Annotated in this window: 17 protein-coding genes; 13 read left to right on the top strand and 4 right to left on the bottom strand. The window is 65.6% G+C overall.

Going from position 1 to position 16,753, the window contains the following annotated elements:
- Window positions 1-38 precede the first annotated feature (38 nt).
- The 9 genes from bioB to G7Y82_RS07755 all read left to right on the top strand — a co-directional run bounded on the left by bioB (window position 39) and on the right by G7Y82_RS07755 (window position 8,952).
- Window positions 39-1,067 (top strand): biotin synthase BioB, encoded by a 1,029-nt coding sequence (bioB, locus tag G7Y82_RS07715; RefSeq protein ID WP_168147443.1) that lies wholly within the window; start codon window positions 39-41, stop codon window positions 1,065-1,067.
- Between the two features lie 10 nt (window positions 1,068-1,077).
- Entirely contained in the window at window positions 1,078-2,268 is a 1,191-nt protein-coding gene (gene bioF / locus G7Y82_RS07720; protein ID WP_436286666.1) for an 8-amino-7-oxononanoate synthase, read from the top strand.
- Between the two features lie 4 nt (window positions 2,269-2,272).
- On the top strand, window positions 2,273-3,067 hold the full coding sequence (locus G7Y82_RS07725; protein ID WP_168147444.1) for a methyltransferase domain-containing protein: 795 nt from the start codon (window positions 2,273-2,275) through the stop codon (window positions 3,065-3,067).
- Window positions 3,064-3,774, top strand: a complete 711-nt coding sequence (bioD, locus tag G7Y82_RS07730; protein WP_168147445.1) for a dethiobiotin synthase — start codon at window positions 3,064-3,066, stop codon at window positions 3,772-3,774. The genes G7Y82_RS07725 and bioD overlap by 4 nt, the downstream gene beginning before the upstream one ends.
- A 132-nt stretch (window positions 3,775-3,906) precedes the next feature.
- Complete coding sequence (locus tag G7Y82_RS07735) at window positions 3,907-4,392, top strand: DUF2244 domain-containing protein (RefSeq protein WP_168147446.1); 486 nt, start codon at window positions 3,907-3,909, stop codon at window positions 4,390-4,392.
- The gene (coxB, locus tag G7Y82_RS07740; protein ID WP_168147447.1) at window positions 4,393-5,691 is read left to right on the top strand and encodes a cytochrome c oxidase subunit II; all 1,299 of its coding nucleotides are present in this window, start codon (window positions 4,393-4,395) and stop codon (window positions 5,689-5,691) included. It abuts the gene before it with no gap.
- A gap of 31 nt (window positions 5,692-5,722) precedes the next feature.
- Window positions 5,723-7,369, top strand: coding sequence for a cytochrome c oxidase subunit I (gene ctaD / locus G7Y82_RS07745; protein WP_168147448.1), 1,647 nt, complete (start codon window positions 5,723-5,725; stop codon window positions 7,367-7,369).
- A gap of 138 nt (window positions 7,370-7,507) precedes the next feature.
- Window positions 7,508-8,056, top strand: a complete 549-nt coding sequence (locus G7Y82_RS07750; RefSeq protein WP_168147449.1) for a cytochrome c oxidase assembly protein — start codon at window positions 7,508-7,510, stop codon at window positions 8,054-8,056.
- A gap of 17 nt (window positions 8,057-8,073) precedes the next feature.
- Complete coding sequence (locus G7Y82_RS07755; RefSeq protein WP_168147450.1) at window positions 8,074-8,952, top strand: cytochrome c oxidase subunit 3; 879 nt, start codon at window positions 8,074-8,076, stop codon at window positions 8,950-8,952.
- Window positions 8,953-9,012: 60 nt separating this feature from the next.
- Here G7Y82_RS07755 and G7Y82_RS07760 read toward each other — a convergent pair whose 3' ends face one another.
- Window positions 9,013-9,228: a DUF2909 domain-containing protein gene (locus tag G7Y82_RS07760; protein ID WP_168147451.1), complete on the bottom strand. Its 216-nt coding sequence runs from the start codon at window positions 9,226-9,228 to the stop codon at window positions 9,013-9,015.
- Between the two features lie 84 nt (window positions 9,229-9,312).
- Here G7Y82_RS07760 and G7Y82_RS07765 point away from each other — a divergent pair, with 84 nt between their 5' ends.
- The 4 genes from G7Y82_RS07765 (at window position 9,313) to cyoE (ending at window position 12,677) form a co-directional block, all read left to right on the top strand.
- The gene (locus G7Y82_RS07765) at window positions 9,313-10,029 is read left to right on the top strand and encodes an SURF1 family protein (protein WP_168147452.1); all 717 of its coding nucleotides are present in this window, start codon (window positions 9,313-9,315) and stop codon (window positions 10,027-10,029) included.
- On the top strand, window positions 10,026-10,640 hold the full coding sequence (locus G7Y82_RS07770; RefSeq protein WP_168147453.1) for a redox-active disulfide-containing membrane protein: 615 nt from the start codon (window positions 10,026-10,028) through the stop codon (window positions 10,638-10,640). Before G7Y82_RS07765 ends, G7Y82_RS07770 begins: the two co-directional genes overlap by 4 nt.
- 82 nt (window positions 10,641-10,722) lie before the next feature.
- On the top strand, window positions 10,723-11,766 hold the full coding sequence (locus G7Y82_RS07775) for a COX15/CtaA family protein (RefSeq protein WP_168147454.1): 1,044 nt from the start codon (window positions 10,723-10,725) through the stop codon (window positions 11,764-11,766).
- A complete protein-coding gene (gene cyoE / locus G7Y82_RS07780) occupies window positions 11,766-12,677 on the top strand; it encodes a heme o synthase (RefSeq protein WP_240954137.1) in 912 nt (303 codons plus the stop codon). Before G7Y82_RS07775 ends, cyoE begins: the two co-directional genes overlap by 1 nt.
- A 15-nt stretch (window positions 12,678-12,692) precedes the next feature.
- On the opposite strand, the gene G7Y82_RS07785 is transcribed toward cyoE, so the two are convergent.
- From G7Y82_RS07785 to G7Y82_RS07795, 3 genes are all read right to left on the bottom strand, one after another.
- On the bottom strand, window positions 12,693-14,426 hold the full coding sequence (locus G7Y82_RS07785) for a bifunctional metallophosphatase/5'-nucleotidase (RefSeq protein WP_206370450.1): 1,734 nt from the start codon (window positions 14,424-14,426) through the stop codon (window positions 12,693-12,695).
- Window positions 14,427-14,583: 157 nt separating this feature from the next.
- Window positions 14,584-15,471 (bottom strand): RNA polymerase sigma factor RpoH, encoded by an 888-nt coding sequence (rpoH, locus tag G7Y82_RS07790; RefSeq protein ID WP_168147455.1) that lies wholly within the window; start codon window positions 15,469-15,471, stop codon window positions 14,584-14,586.
- Between the two features lie 227 nt (window positions 15,472-15,698).
- On the bottom strand, window positions 15,699-16,691 hold the full coding sequence (locus tag G7Y82_RS07795; RefSeq protein WP_206370452.1) for a DUF2268 domain-containing putative Zn-dependent protease: 993 nt from the start codon (window positions 16,689-16,691) through the stop codon (window positions 15,699-15,701).
- Window positions 16,692-16,753: the final 62 nt, after the last annotated feature.

Genomic DNA, 16,753 nt, shown 5'->3' on the forward strand with positions numbered 1-16,753 from the left:
CCGCCGTCCTGTCCTCGCCTGAAGTTGCCCCGCCCGCCATGCCCGTTCCCGACGGTTTGCGTCACGACTGGACGCGGGAGGAAGTGCAGGCGCTGTTCGCGATGCCGTTCAACGATCTGCTGTTCCGCGCGCAGACCGTGCACCGCGAGCACTTTGAGCCGAACACCGTGCAGCTGTCCACGCTGCTGTCGATCAAGACCGGCGCCTGCCCCGAGGATTGCGCGTATTGCCCGCAGTCGGTGCGCTTCGAGACCGGCCTGAAGCAGGAGCCGCTGATGCCGCTCGATACGGTCATCGAAGCGGCGAAAGAGGCCAAGGCCAATGGTGCGACGCGTTTCTGCATGGGTGCGGCGTGGCGCTCGCCCAAGGATCGCGACATCGAGCGCGTCGAGGCGATGGTGCGCGCGGTCAAGGACATGGGCCTGGAGACCTGCGTGACGCTCGGCATGCTCAAGCCCGCGCAGGCGCAGCGTCTGGCCGGCGCCGGTCTGGACTACTACAACCACAATCTCGATACCTCGCCGGAGTTCTACGGCAAGATCATTTCGACGCGCACCTACGAGGATCGCCTCGACACGCTCGACAACGTGCGCGATGCCGGCATCAAGGTCTGCTGCGGCGGCATCGTCGGCATGGGTGAGCAGGAAACCGACCGCGCCGAGCTGCTGCGCCAGCTGGCCAACATGGACGTGCATCCGGAAAGCGTGCCGATCAACAACCTCGTGCAGGTCGAAGGCACGCCGCTGGCCGGCAGTGAGGAACTGAACCCGATCGAATTCGTGCGCACGATTGCCGTGGCGCGCGTGCTGATGCCGAAGTCGTCGGTCCGCCTGTCGGCCGGCCGCCAGGAAATGAGCGACGAAATGCAGGCGCTGTGCTTCTTCGCCGGTGCCAACTCGATCTTCTATGGCGAAAAGCTGCTGACCACCGAGAACCCGCAGAACGCCAAGGACCGTGCGCTGCTGCAGCGTCTCGGCATTCGCACCGAGGGCAGCGTCGAGGCGCATGAGCCGTCGTGCGCGCCGGCCGCGGCCGAGTCCGCTGGCGGCTGTTGCCATCACGGCTGAGCCGGCGTCGATGGCCGACGACGCGCGGATGACGCCGCCTGCGCTGCAGGCGCATCTGGCGGCCGAGCTGCAGCGCATTCGCGACGCCGATCTGTATCGCGTGCGCCGCGTCATCGATGGCGGCCACGGCGCACAGATTCGCGTCAACGGACAGACCTGCATCAATTTCTGCAGCAACGACTACCTGGGTCTGGCGTCCGATCCGCGCCTGGCCGAGGCGGCGCGTGCGGCGCTCGCGCACGGCACCGGCAGCGGCGCGTCGGCGCTGATCTCCGGTTACAACCGCGAGCACCAGCGCCTCGAGGAAACGCTGGCCGACTTCCTCGGCGTGCCGCGCGTGCTGTTGTTCTCGACCGGCTGGGCGGCCAATCTCGGCGTGCTGCGCGGCCTGCTCGGCCGCGACGACACCATCGTCGCCGATGAACTCAATCATGCGTCGCTGATCGACGGCGGACGGCTGTCGGGCGCGAGGTACGAGCGTGTGCCACATCGCGACGCCGCCGCGTTCGGCGACGTGCTGTCACGCCTCACGCCTCACGCCTCACGCCTCACGCTTGTTGTCACCGACAGCGTGTTCAGCATGGACGGCGATGTCGCGCCGCTGCCGGAACTCGCGGCACTGAGCGCGCGCCGCGGTGCGGCGCTGATGGTGGACGATGCGCACGGCTTCGGTGTGCTCGGGCCGACGGGACGTGGCGCGCTTGAAGCCTGCGCTGCGCATGCCGACATTCGGACCGGCACGTTGGGCAAGGCCGCGGGTGCCGCCGGCGCATTCGTTGCCGGCGACGAAGACCTCATCGAATATCTGGTGCAGCGCGCGCGCAGCTTCGTGTTCTCGACCGCGCAGCCGCCGGCCGTCGCCGCCGCGGCGCGCCGCGGCGTCGAGATCCTGCGCGACGAGCCCGAGCATCGGCAGCAGTTGTTCGACAACATTCGCCGTTTCCGCGACGGCGCCGCCGCACTCGATATTCCGCTCGGCGATTCGCAGACGCCGATACAGCCGCTGGTGCTCGGCGACGCGGCGCGGGCGCTGGCCGTTTCGCAGCGGCTGTTCGAGCAAGGCTATTGGGTCGCGGCGATTCGGCCGCCGACGGTGCCGCGCGGCACGTCGCGACTGCGCATCACGCTGACCACCGCGCATCGGCCGGAACAGATCGACGCCTTGCTCGAGGCGCTGGCGCATGCATGGCGCACTGACTGACGCCATGTCTGGTCACCTGCCTGTGCTGGACGTGCGCCGCGCGGCGCGCAATTTCTCACGCGCTGCCGCTGGCTACGAGCGTGCCGCGCAGTTGCAGGACCGCACACGGAAGGCCTTGCTCGCTCGCGTCGCAGCATTACAGCCGGTGCCGCGGACCATCGTCGACCTCGGCTGCGGCACCGGCCTCGGCGCGCGTGCCCTGCAGCTGCGTCATCCGCAGGCGACCGTCGTTGCGCTCGATCGTGCGCCCGGTATGGCGCAAGTCGCGCACCGCAGCGGCAGCCGTATGAGCGTTGTCGGTGACGCGCAAGCGCTGCCCCTGCGTGCGGCGAGTGCCGATCTGCTGTTCAGCAATCTGGTGCTGCAGTGGTGCCCGCAACCGCAGTGCGCGCTGGCGGAATTGGCGCGCGTGCTGGCGCCAGGCGGCGTCGCCGCGCTCAGCGTGCCGGGCGCCGGCACACTCGATGAATTGCGTGCTGCTTGGCGAGCGGTCGACACCGCCGAGCACGTCCACGCGTTCGCCACGCAGGCCGACTGGTCGCGGTGGGCGCGGGACGCCGGACTCGTCGTGCGTACAGCCGAAACGGTCCTGTATCCCGAATACCACGCCGACGTGCGGGCGCTGATGCAAAGCCTGCGCGACATCGGCGCGCGCAACAGCAGTGCCGCGCGGCGTCAGCAGTGGCTGGGCAAATCGACGTTCGCGCAGCTCGATGCGGCATACGCGCCGTGGCGTTATGCGCGCGGCGTGCGTGCCAGTTGGCACATCATTGAATTGTTGCTGGAGCGCTCGGGATGAGCCGTGCCAACGCGAATGGCGCACCGACCTTGTTCGTCACCGGCACCGACACCGAAGTCGGCAAGACGCGCGCGAGCACAGCGCTGCTGCGCCTGGCGCGGCATCGTGGTGTCGACGCCGTCGGCCTGAAGCCGATTGCCGCTGGTTGCGAACGCGTCGACGGTGCCTGGCAGAACGAGGATGCGCTGGCGTTGCTTGCCGCCAGCGACGGCGTCGAGGACTACGCGGCGATCAATCCGATCGCGCTGCCGTCGCCGATCGCGCCGCATATCGCCGCCGCCGATGTCGGCACGCCGATCTCGATCGACGTGCTCGACGCCGCGCATGCGGCCCTACAGACGCGGCATGCGCGCGTGATCGTCGAAGGCGCCGGTGGCTGGCGTGTGCCGCTCGATGCGCAGACTGATTTTGCCGACTGGGTTGCGACGCACCGCTGGCCGGTGGTGCTGGTCGTTGGCCTGCGCCTCGGCTGCCTCAATCACGCACTGCTGACGGCCGAGTCGGTGATGCGGCGCACGACGCTGGCCGGCTGGATCGCCAATCGCCTGCCGCCCGCGCAGCCGCGCTGGCAGGAAAATCTCGACACCTTGTGCGCGCGCCTGCCGGTGCCGCTGCTCGGAGTTTTGCCGGAGCACGGCGACGACATCGCCAACCGCGACGCGCTCGACACGCCTGCGACACGCCAGCTCCTGGGGCTAAGCGACTGATTTCGCTGCAGTGCACAACGACGAAGGTGCTTTGCGCACTTTTTCGTCGATGCTCTACAATCAAATCGCTTCAACAGCGCGGTCATTCTGATGTCTCGGGATACGCAGCTTACGATCGGACCGAACGGGTCGTTGACCGTCCGCCAGGCGTGGCTGTTCTTCGCGATGACGGCCGCCGTTGGGTTCGGCATTGCCGGCGGTATGGCAGCAATCGGTCTGTGGCCGATCCTGCCGTTCGCTGGTCTGGAGCTGGGGGCTCTCGCCGTAGCGTTGATCGTGTCGGTCAAGCGCAACGCTTATCGGGAAGTCATCCGGTTCTCGGATGATGTCGTTCGTATCGAATTTGGCATGGTGGGACACGGCGCTGCTTCAGCCGTGAACCTGTCGCGGCATTGGACTCGGGCCACGTTAGAGCCTGGGCCAAACCGCAATGCGCCGACACAGCTGATGCTGTGCAGTGGCGCGCAGCAGGTGGAGATCGCGCGATGCGTCACGGACGAAGAGCGCGAGCAGTTGTTTTGCAGGCTGCAGGAATTGTTGTCACCCGCCTGGCGCACGTCGCCAGTAGCGCCGCAGGTTCCAAGCCGGGCGCGAGAGTTGCCATTTGGAGAACGATGAATGATGACGAGGAGACGACTGGCGCGTTTCGCGGCAGGATCGGGCGTGCCACTCGCGTCGCACGACGCATGGGCCTATACGGCGACCAGCAACGGCTGGAACATGCCGACCGGCGTCACGCAGATCGCGCATTCGGTGCACTCGCTGCACATGTGGGTCTTCCTGACCTGTGTCGCCATCGGCGTGGTCGTGTTCGGCGTGATGCTCTATTCGATCATCAATCATCGCCGTTCCAAGCATCCGAATCCGGCCAACTTCCATGAGAACGTCAAGGTCGAGATCGCCTGGACCATCGCGCCGTTCGTGATCCTGATCTGCCTGGCGGTGCCGGCTGCCGGCACGCTGATCAAGATGGAGGACACGCGCAACTCCGATCTGACGGTGAAGGTCACCGGTTATCAGTGGAAGTGGCAGTACGAGTACGTCGGTCAGGGCGTGTCGTTCTTCTCGACGCTGAGCCACGCTTCGAATGCCGCACGCCAGCTTGGCGCGCATGGCGAAGGGCTTTCCGGCTCGTTCAGTTCGGCGGATTTGAAGCAGCTCGAGCAAGCCGACGGCGGGCACTACCTGGTCAACGTCGATAACCCGCTGTATTTGCCGGTCGGCAAGAAGATCCGCTTTCTGATCACGTCGAACGACGTGATTCATGCCTGGTGGGTGCCGGACTTCGCGGTCAAGAAGGACGCGATTCCCGGCTACATCAACGAAGTCTGGACCAAGATCGATGAACCCGGCGTCTATCGCGGCGTTTGCGCCGAGCTCTGCGGTCGCGATCACGGCTTCATGCCGATCGTCGTGCACGCCGTGCCCGAAGACGAGTTCGAGGCATTCCTGAAGCGGCAGAAAGACGGTGATCTGGAAGCGCAGGTGCCCTCTGCGGAGACTGTCGTCGGTGGTGCCGCGCCGAAGGCCGAGCCGGCTGTCGCGACTACCGAAGTCGCCGCCGCCGACACGGCAGACAGCGCCGCGGCTGCGCCGCCCCCGCCTGCGAAGAAGGCGTTGAGCGAGGCCGATCTGCTGGCCAAGGGCAAGACGGTGTACGAGGCGAACTGCCAAGCCTGTCATCAGGCCAATGGTCAGGGGATGCCGCCGAATTTTCCGGCGCTGGCCGGCAGCACGGTCGCCAATGGGCCGCCCGAGGCGCATATCGAGCAGATCCTCAAGGGCAAGAAGCTGATGCCGCCGTTCGCACAGCTTTCGGATGAAGAGATCGCGGCCGTCGCGACCTTCGAACGGACTTCCTGGGGCAACAAGGGCAGCGTGATTCAGCCCGACCAGGTCAGCGCGCTGCGTCAGTAAGCGCTGTTACGCAGACAGCAGGAGTAGCACCATGGCTCATACGCACGACGATCACGCCCACGGCCACGATGACCACGCGCATCACGGTCCCGACAAAGGGATCATGCGCTGGATCAAGACGACCAATCACAAGGATCTCGGCACGCTGTATCTGTTCTTCTCGTTCACGATGTTCTTCATCGGCGGTTTGATGTCGCTGGTGATTCGTGCCGAGTTGTTCCATCCGGGCCTGCAGTTCGTCGAACCCGAATTCTTTAACCAGATGACGACGATGCACGCGCTGGTGATGATCTTCGGCGGCGTCATGCCGGGCTTCGTCGGCCTCGCCAACTGGATGGTGCCGATGATGATCGGCTGTTCGGATCTGGCCTTGCCGCGCGTCAACAACTGGGGCTTCTGGATCCTGCCGTTCGGCTTCGCGATGATGCTGTCGACGCTGTTCATGGACGGCGGCGGCCCGGCCGGCGGCTGGACGATGTACCCGCCGCTGATGCTGCAGACCGGCAATGCGTTTCCGTTCCTGATCTTCTCCATCCATCTGCTCGGCATTTCGTCGATCACCGGCGCGATCAACGTCGTCGTGACCATCCTCAACATGCGCACGCCGGGCATGACCTTGCTGAAGATGCCGCTGTTCGTCTGGGCCTGGCTGATCACGGCGTATCTGCTGATCGCGGTGATGCCGGTGCTGGCCGGCGCGGTGACGATGCTGCTGACCGACAAGTACTTCGGCACCAGCTTCTTCAATGCCGCCGGCGGTGGTGACCCGGTGCTGTTCCAGCACGTCTTCTGGTTCTTCGGGCACCCCGAGGTCTACATCCTGATCCTGCCGGCGTTCGGCGTGATCTCGACCATCATCCCGACCTTCGCGCGCAAGCCGCTGTTCGGTTACGACTCGATGGTCTACGCGCTGGCGTCGATCGCGTTCCTCAGCTTCATTGTCTGGGCGCATCACATGTTCACGGTTGGCATGCCGCTGGCCGGCGAACTGTTCTTCATGTTCGCGACGATGCTGATCGCGGTGCCGACCGGCGTGAAGGTGTTCAACTGGGTGGCGACGATGTGGCGCGGTTCGCTGACCTTCGAGACGCCGATGCTGTTCGCGATCGCCTTCGTGTTCCTGTTCACGATCGGCGGCTTCTCCGGCCTGATGCTGGCGATGACGCCGGTCGACTTCCAGTATCACGACACTTACTTCGTCGTCGCGCACTTCCATTACGTGCTGGTGCCGGGCGCGGTGTTCTCGATCATCGCCGCGATCTACTACTGGATTCCGAAATGGACCGGGCGCATGTACAACGAAAAGGCCGGTCAGTGGCACTTCTGGTTGTCGGCGATCTTCATCAACCTGACGTTCTTCCCGCAGCACTTCGTCGGCCTCGCCGGCATGCAGCGCCGTGTGCCGGATTACGCCGTGCAGTTCACCGATTTCAACGAGATCAGCACGATCGGTGCGTTCGGCTTCTTCTTCGCGCAGTTCATCTTCATCTTCAACATGCTGGCCTGTTGCTACGGCTGGTTCGGCCGCAAGCAGGATGCGCCGGCGCGGGTCTGGGAAGGCGCGCACGGCCTCGAATGGACGGTGCCGTCGCCGGCGCCTTACCACACCTTCGAGGAGCCGCCGCCCTTGCCGGAGAGCGAGCTGGCGTCGATCGGCGGCGGCGCGCACGCGCATTGATGGTAATGCGCACATGGACAGCACGATGAGCGACGACATCGAGCGCAACAAGAAACGCGGCAACGTCATCCTGTTCTGGGTGCACGTCGTGCTGGCGGTGCTGATTCTGTGCGGCTTCGTCTACGCGACGGTACACAAATGACGACGGCGGCACGTCACAACACCTATCGCCACGGGCTGCGTCTGCTGTTCGTGACGGCGCTGATGTTTGCGTTCGGGTTCGCGATGGTGCCGCTGTACGACAAGCTCTGCTACGCGCTTGGACTCAACGGCCGCGTCGCCAACGAAGCGGCCACGGTCGGCGGTCATGCGGTCGATGTCGCGCGCGAGGTCACGGTCGAGTTCCTGACCACCGTCAACGGCGGCCGGCCTTGGCACTTCGCGCCCGATCAGGCGTCGGTGACGATGCATCCGGGCGAGATGAAGACCGTCAGCTTCGTATTCCGCAACACCCAGGATCGCGACATCGTCGCGCAGGCCGTGCCCAACATCGCACCAGCGACGGCAGCGCGCTATCTGCACAAGACCGAATGCTTCTGCTTCAACCAGCAAGCGTTCGCCGCCGGTGAGGAAAAGCACATGCCGGTGGCGTTCACGCTCGATCCGTCGCTGCCGGACGACATCGAGCGCCTGACGCTGGCCTACACCTTTTTCGACGTCACTGATTCTGCACCCAGGCTGGACTAAAAGAAGAGGAGATCGACATGTCGACCCAAGCCGCTGCCCATTCCGAGCGCTATTTCGTGCCGGCACCGAGCGTCTGGCCGTTCGTGCTGACGGCGGCACTGGTCTGTCTGGTCGCCGGGGTTGCGAGTTTCCTCGAGAACGATCATGTCGGGCCGGTACCGATCTTCATCGGCGGCGTGCTGTCGATCGCGGTGATCTTCTTGTGGTTCCGCGACGTCGTGCATGAAAGCGAAGGCGGCCGCTACAGTGCGCAAGTCGATCGCACGTTCCGCTGGGGCATGTCGTGGTTCATCTTCTCTGAGGTGATGTTCTTCGGCGCCTTCTTCGGTGCGCTGTTCTACGCACGCTCGCTGTCGATTCCGTGGCTGGGCGGCGAGGGCACCAAGGTGGCGACCAATCTGTTCCTGTGGCCGGGTTTCGAGGCCGGCTGGCCGTCCAATGGCCCCGGTGAAGTCGGCGGTTCGTTCCAGACGATTCCGGCGTTCGGTGTGCCGCTGCTCAACACCATCCTGCTGCTGACGTCCGGCTTCACGATCACCATGGCGCATCACGCGCTGAAGGCCAACCGCCGCATGATCTGCATCTTGTGGATGTGGGCGACGGTGGCGCTTGGCGCGTCCTTCCTGTGGTTCCAGGCCCACGAATATCTGGAGGCCTATACCGAGCTCAACCTGACGCTGGGCAGCGGCGTTTACGGCTCGACGTTCTTCATGCTCACCGGTTTTCACGGCCTGCACGTGACGCTCGGCACCATCATGCTGATCACCATCACGCTGCGGCTGATGTTCGGGCACTTCAAGCCGGATTCGCATTTCGGCTTTGAAGGCGTGGCCTGGTATTGGCACTTCGTCGACGTCGTCTGGCTGGCGCTGTTCGTCGTCGTTTACTGGCTCTGACGTCCGGCCATGAAAAAGGCGACCGTTGCGGTCGCCTTTTCTTTGTGCCGGTGCTCGCCGTTACGGCGTCGGGATCACGCCATGCGGATGGATCCAGCCCATCAGGTAGGAGAGGATGACGAAGGCCAGCAGTGTGATCGACAGCGCGACGCGGATTTTCAGCGCCGTCAGCGTGCGGCGCTTGCTGCTCGGGTCGCGAACCAGAAAGACCACGCTGGTCAGCAGCGTCGCGACGACCGCGATCAGCAGAACGATAATGATGACCTTGGCGAACATGATGCTGGGCGTCCCGGCGCCGGTCGGCAAATACGAAGCCCATCATAGCGCCGCCGGGCGCGGCGCCCGTCGTGCGTTTGCCGTATGACGCGTCGCTTCAGGCCACCACGCTGGGCGCTGATCGCCACGCCGCTGGCCTGCGCGGCGATGGTCGTGCTCGGTATCTGGCAGCTCGACCGTGGTTTCGAGAAGCAGGCCATCCTCGATCGTTATGCACATGCTGGAGCACAGGCGCCTGCGGTATTGACCGCCGCCAGCGTTGCGCGACCAGAAGCGATCGTGCGTGCCGAGGTGCACGGACATTTCGATGCCGGGCGCCAACTGCTGCTCGACAATCAGGGCCACGATGGTCAGCCCGGCTATCACGTCTGGACGCCGCTGCAGCAGGACGACGGCAGCACGGTCGTGGTCGATCGCGGCTGGATTCCGCATGACGCAGCACAGGATGCCGAGGCGCTGCTGCCGCCGGGTGGCATGCGCAGCGTCGATGGGTACTGGCGTACGCCGCCGGTGCCTGGGCTGCGCCTCGCGGTCGACAACTGTGCCGCAGCGCCGTGGCCGCGCATCGTGCAGTTCCCGACCATTGATGATTTGCGCTGCCTGTACGGCTCCACGGTTGCAGCCGGCGTGCTGCTGATGGCGCCGAATGCGCCGGGCGGCTACGTCCGCGACTGGCAGACCACGCCGGAGCTGAATCCGGCGCTGCATTACGGCTATGCCGGCCAGTGGTTCGCGTTTACGCTGACCCTGCTGGTGATCTTCATCAAGCTCAGTTTCCGCGAGCCACCATCGAATCCATGAATCAGGTTCCCCGTCGTCGCACGCAGTTCTATCTGCTGGTGTTGCTGTTCTTCGGTCCGCTGGCCGCCGCGGTGCTGCTCTACTTCGTGTTCCCGCAGTGGCAGCCGCAGGGCCGGACGAACTATGGCGAACTGATCACGCCGGCGCGACCGCTGCCGACCCTGGCGCTGGTCGACGCCGATGGCGGCGCGCACGGAGACGAGGCGCTGCGCGGACGCTGGACCTGGTTGTTCGTCGGCGGCGGCGCCTGCGACCCGGGCTGTGCCGAGCAGCTTTATCAATACCGCCAGATTCGCACGCTGCTCAACGACAAGCGGCGCCGCGTCCGGCGCGTCTACATCGCGCCGGACGCGGCAGCACTCCCCGCGCTGCGCCAGCAACTAGCGACATTGCATCCTGACTTGCAGCTCTATGCGCCGGCCGATGCGGCGGCGGCCACGACGCTGCATGACGCGCTGCGGGCGCCGGGGACGGCGGCCGGCAGCCCTGGCGTGGTCTATCTGATCGACCCGCTCGGCAATTGGCTGATGGTCTACCGGCCCGACGCCGATTCGAAGGGCGTTCTCGCCGATATCAAGAAGCTGCTGTCGATCTCGCAGATCGACGCCTGAGCGCGGCGCGACCGGCGGCGGCTGGCTGGGTTAAAATTGACCTCTTGCGCCGACCCCCCGGCCTGTTTCGAATGTTTCCGCCATGCTCTGGTTCCGCCGTCTCAATCTGCTCGCCGCCGTCTGGTGCTTCTGTCTGGTCGTGGTCGGTGCGTACGTGCGGCTGTCGGACGCCGGGCTCGGCTGCCCGGATTGGCCAGGGTGCTACGGCCACCTGACGGTGCCGGACGCGCCGCACGAGCTGTCGTCGGCGGAGGCGAATTTCCCGGGCAAGCCGGTGGTCGCGGCCAAGGCGTGGAAGGAGATGATCCACCGCTATCTGGCTGAAACGCTGGGTTTGTTCATCGTCGCGCTGGCCATCGCCAGCCGCTTCGTCAAAGGCCTGCGCCGGCCGACCGTGCTGCCGTGGCTGCTGGTGGCGCTGGTGATCTTTCAGGGTGTGCTCGGCATGTGGACGGTGACCTGGCAGCTCAAACCGCTGGTGGTGACCGGCCATCTGCTCGGTGGCATGACCACGTTCAGCCTGCTGCTGTGGATGTGGATCAGTACGCGGCCGACGTTCGATGGCGCGATCGTCCGCGAGCGCCTGGCCGCTGCCGGCGGTGCCGTGGCCCGCGCCGCGCCGCTGGCTCTGCGCCGCTTCGCGATCGTCGGTCTGGTGGTGCTGGTCTGCCAGATCTTCCTCGGCGGCTGGACCAGCACCAATTACGCGGCGCTGGCCTGCCCGGACCTGCCGACCTGCCAGGGCAGCTGGCTGCCCGATATGGATTTCAAGGAAGCGTTCACGCTCTGGCACGGGCTGGACATCAACTACGAATACGGCGTGCTCGATGCACGAGCCCGCGTCACCATTCACTACATGCACCGTGTCGGCGCCGGCGTGACCTTCCTGGTGCTGCTGTCGCTGGGAATTTACCTGCTGCGACGCGCGGAACCGCTGTGGCGGCGTTTCGGTGCGGCGGTGATCGCGGCGTTGGTCGCGCAGGTGACGATCGGTATCAGCGTCGTGCACTTCCAGTGGCCGCTGCTGTTGGCCGCCGCGCATAATCTCGGTGCGGAAACGCTGCTCGCCGTGCTGGTCTCGCTCAACGCTTGTGCGTGGCGCCGGCTCGACGCGTCGGAGGCATGATGCGCACAGTGGAAAAAATGCAGGACATGATGTCGGAGCCGTCGCGCCTGCACGAGTACTACGAGCTGTGCAAACCGCGCGTGGTGATGCTGATCGTGTTCACCGCGATCGTCGGCATGTTCCTCGCCGTGCCCGGCCTGCCGCCGTGGGGGCCGTTCGTCTGGGGCACGCTGGGCATCGCCCTGCAGGCGGCCAGCGCCGCCGCGATCAACCAGATCATCGACCGCAATATCGACGCGCGCATGGCACGCACCTGTGGCCGGCCGCTGGTCACTGGTCGCCTGACGATGACCGAATCGATCGTCTTCGCGACGGTGCTCGGCATCGGCGGCTTCGTGATGCTGTGGTTCCTCGTCAATCCGCTGACGGCGGTGCTGACGCAATTCACGCTGATCGGCTACGCCGGCGTCTACACGCTGTATCTGAAGCGCGCGACGCCGCAGAACATCGTCATCGGCGGTGCGGCCGGCGCGGCGCCGCCGCTGCTCGGCTGGGTGGCGATGACCGGCGAGGTGCACGCGCACGCGCTGATCCTGTTCGCGATCATCTTCATCTGGACGCCGCCGCATTTCTGGGCGCTGGCGATCGAGCGTCGCGACGAGTACGCCAAGGTCGATATCCCGATGCTGCCGGTCACGCACGGCATCGAATACACGCGTACGCAGGTACTGCTGTACACGATCCTGCTGACGTTGGTGACGGTGATGCCGTTCGCCACCGCGATGTCCGGCTGGCTGTACCTGGTCGGCGCGCTGCTGCTCGACGCAGTGTTCCTGGTCTATGCGATCCGCATGAAGTGGTGGCCGCGGCCGGGCCTGCCGATGAAGACCTTCGGCTATTCGATCGTCTACCTGATGGGCATCTTCACGCTGCTGCTCGTCGATCACTACGTCGGCGCGTTGCTCGGCTGAGCATCGCCGGGCGCGTCAGTCGACGCGCTCGATACGGGACGTAGCCGGCGCCGCGAGCGCCGGATGGGCCTGCAGATAGTCGACCAGCGCGTCGATGTCGACCGCGCCGCCGACCACATCCCGCCCGTGCTGCAGCGTGTCGAAACCGTCGCCACCGTCGGCGAGGAAGCTGTTGACGGTGACGCGATAGGACGCCTGGGTGTCGACAGCTTCGCCGTTCAGCGTCAGGCTGCCGGGCACGACGGCGGCGCCGTCGCCGTCGCGACGCCAGCGGTAGTGCAGCCCTTTTGAAACTTGCAGCACCGCCGTCCGCGTCTCGCCCCGCCATTGCGCATCGAGCACGGCATAGAGCTGCGCGCCGGTCAGTGTCATCGTCATCAGGTTGTTGCCGAACGGCTGCGTCGCGTAGGCGTCAGCGTAGCGGACGTCGCCGGCGTGGTCGAAGCCGTTGCGAATGCCGCCCGGATTCATCAAGGCCATTACCGCGCGCTGCGTCGGCCCCTGGGTTGCCGCCAGCTGTGCGTCGGCGATGACGTCGCCGAGCGGCGACTCGCCGGCGGCGTTCGGTACGCGGCTCAGCGGTGTGCGCAAATGTCCGACGACGCGTTCGGCGAGCGGCGCCGCCGCTTTCACATAGCGTGCGACCTGTACGGCGATGGCCGCGTCGGGCTTCAGCGACGGGTAGGCGTCCGGCGCCGGGTTGGCAGCGTGGTCGTTGATGACCGGCAGGTTTTCGGCCGTGGCGGCGACGATGGTGTCGTGCTCGGGGTCGAGCTGCAGATCGTAGCGCGTCAGGAATCGGCCGTAGCTGCCGGCGCTGGCGTAGAGCCGGCCGTTGGCGCCGTGACAGACGTAGACCCGGTGCGTGTGGCCGCTGATGACGACCCGAATCCTGGGGTCGAGACGCGCCAATATCGGCAGCAGGCCGCCGCTGTCGTCGCCGCAGCTTGGATCGGCCGGCGTCGGCACCGGCTCGACGCCCTGATGGATCAGCAGCACGATCGCGTGCACGCCCTGCGCTTCGAGCTGTGGCACCAGCGCATTGGCGGTATCGGCCTCGTCGGCGAAGCGCAGCCCGGCGACGCCGCTCGGCGCCACCATTGTCGCCGTCTGCCGCAGCACCATGCCGATGAAGCCGATGCGGATCGAGCGCCCGTCGCCAAGCGCGAAAGTCTTGATCGCGTACGGCGCAAACAGCGGCTTGCCGGTCCTGGTGTCGATGACGTTGGCGGCGAGGTACTGGAACGACGCCCCGTCGAAGTGGCCGTCCAGGCAGCTACGCCGGCCGTCGCCGGGTGTAGCGCAGCCGCCGCGCTGCAGGCGCAGCAGCTCGGCATGACCGTGGTCGAACTCATGATTGCCGACCGAGCTGAATTCCAGACCCAGCTCGCCGAGCAGGGTGATCGACGGCTCGTCATGGAACAGCGCCGACGTCAGCGGACTGGCACCGACCAGATCGCCGGCGGCGACGACCAGGCTGTGCGCCTGACCGGCACGCAGCTCGCGCACGCGCGTCGCCAAATACGCGATGCCGCCGGCTGGTTCGCGCAACGGATGCGCCGGATCCATCGGGTTTGGCAGCTTGATCGTGCCGCCGTCCTGCAGGTAGCCGTGAAAGTCGTTGAGCGCAATCAGGCGGACGGCGATCGGCGCGTCATCCGCTGCCGGGCGTACCGCGTGCTTGCAGCCGGCCAGCAGCGTCAGCGCGGCGAGCAGGGCGAAGGCTAGGGCAGGGCGGCGGGGCATCATGTCGTGGGGCATGCGGCGATGTCGTCAGCCTGACGGAGCGACATTGCTCCTGCATGGCACCGGCAAGATGCGCGCCGGATTGGGACGTGGTGAGGGGCCACAAACGAAAACGCCCGGCACGAAGGCCGGGCGTTTGAAACCAGCAATGGCTCTTGAATCAGGCTTCCGCCGGATCCTCGACCTCGATCGCCTTGCGCAGCTTCTTCATCGCCGCGACTTCGATCTGGCGGATGCGCTCGGCCGATACGCCGTACTCGTCGGCAAGCTCCTGCAGGCCAGTCTTGCCGTCCTCGTTGAGCCAGCGACGCTGCAGGATGTCGCGCGAGCGCGGGTCCAGCGACGTCAGCGCGTGCTGCATGCGCGTTTCACGCGCGTCCTGCCACTCGGCTTCCTCGATGTCGCGCACGTCGTCGACGTCGGACGCCAGCCAGTCTTCCGGCCGGTAGCTCGACTCCTCGTCGTCGGACGGCGAGCTGTCGAACGACATGTCGTGGCCGCTGAGGCGCGCTTCCATCTGGAAGACCTCTTCCGGCTTGACCTTGAGGTCCGCGGCGATCGCCTCGGCTTCCGTCGGGCTCAGCCAACCCAGCGACTTCTTCTGCGAACGCAGGTTGAAGAACAGCTTGCGCTGCGCCTTGGTCGTGGCGATCTTCACGATGCGCCAGTTCTTCAGGATGAACTCGTGGATCTCGGCCTTGATCCAGTGCACGGCAAAGCTGATCAGGCGCACGCCGACCTCGGGGTCGAAACGCTTGACCGCCTTCATCAGGCCGATATTGCCTTCCTGGATCAGATCGCCCAGCGGCAGACCGTAGCCGAGGTAGCCGCGCGCGATGTGCACGACATGGCGCAGATTCGACATGACCAGTTTCTGCGCCGCGCCGAGGTTCTCCTCGTCGCGCAGCTCATGCGCCAGCTTGCGCTCGGTTTCGACATCGAGCACCGGCGCCTGATTCACGTGAGCGATGTACGCGTCGAGACTGCCGGCCGACAACGGCATCATGGCCGTCGGCTGGCGCAACGCAATCGTCATGGCTTCACTCATCGTCGTGACCTCCCGGTAACATCGGAACTTTAGCACTCTTATTCTTGGAGTGCTAACCCCATCAAAAGTTCCGTCGGGCGAGGCCGACCCCCGGCCCTGCACCCGTGAGTTCAAAGGTGAGGCCGGCGCCTGACGGTTCAAGGCGGTTGTTTATAACTCATTGAATAAATATTAATTAATTTGATGCGCTCAAGGCGCGCAGACCGGTAGTCGTTGCCTCGGTCTGCCTAGGACGACGCGCCAGCGCTGGACGTGCTCGCCGGCTGCGCGTCGAGTTGGCGACAATCCTCTTCGGCTCTCCAGCCGCTGCGCTGCAGGAATTCGACGGCGTTGGTGGTGGTGATGTGGAGGATGTCCTGTATCGCTTGCCGTGGGTTGCTGGCGTGCAGGTAGTCCGCGCGCACGATGCGATAGCCGACCCAGTAGCCGAGATCGCCCGGATGCTCAGGTGTTCCGGGGCCGTTGTAGAGCCACGCGGACGTATCGGTGCCCATGGCCTGCGCGGCGAAGTCGCGCTCGATCTCGCAGGCCTTGCCCTGGGTCCATCGCTGCAAATGGCTGTTGGCAACGGCGCCCGATGTCAGCTCGCCGATGAATTCGGCGCCGCCTTCGAGCAGCGACTGGAAAAGCAGGGAGGCGTCGGCTGGTGGATCGACTTGTGCCGCGGGCTGCTGCACGTGCACATATTCGTGAGCAATCAGGTGGACCAGTCGCTCGACTATGTCGGGATCCAGCCAGTTCGCCCTGCAGATCACCTCCAGACCAATGGTGACGCCTTCGGCCGTTGTCGTGCCGCCTGTGGTGTTACGCCCGATCACCACCGTTACTGGCGGAAAGCTCGCCCGCGGGTCGAGCTGCGCGAGCCGTGCGAAGACGGGGCGCAGCCGGGTTCGGACCGCCGGCAGTGCCGCCATGCATTGCCGCGCATGCCGAAAGTCCTGCGGAGACTTGGCGATGGCGTCGGCCAGCTTTTGCGCGGAGCCGATGCGCGCCTGTACGAACTGCTGCAGTCCGATCGAGCCTGGCGTGAGGTATCCCGACTGCAGTGCGGCCGCCGAGGGCTTGCCTTGCGCCTGATCGAACACGGCGTAAAACCGGGTGACATCGTCGATTCGCACGTCGGGTTGCCGAGGTGTCGAGGATGGCAGCGGGGTGGCCGCCATCGCCGCGGCGATCTCACTCAGCGCTGCGAATCCCCACAGCAGCATCCATCGACGCATACAAAAATTCCCCTCAAGTTGTGGGCGTGCCGGCGAGGATGACGTCGAGCAGGGGGTGTCAG

The sequence above is a fragment of the Solimonas marina genome, assembly GCF_012241385.1.
GTDB classification, from domain to species: domain Bacteria; phylum Pseudomonadota; class Gammaproteobacteria; order Nevskiales; family Nevskiaceae; genus Solimonas; species Solimonas marina.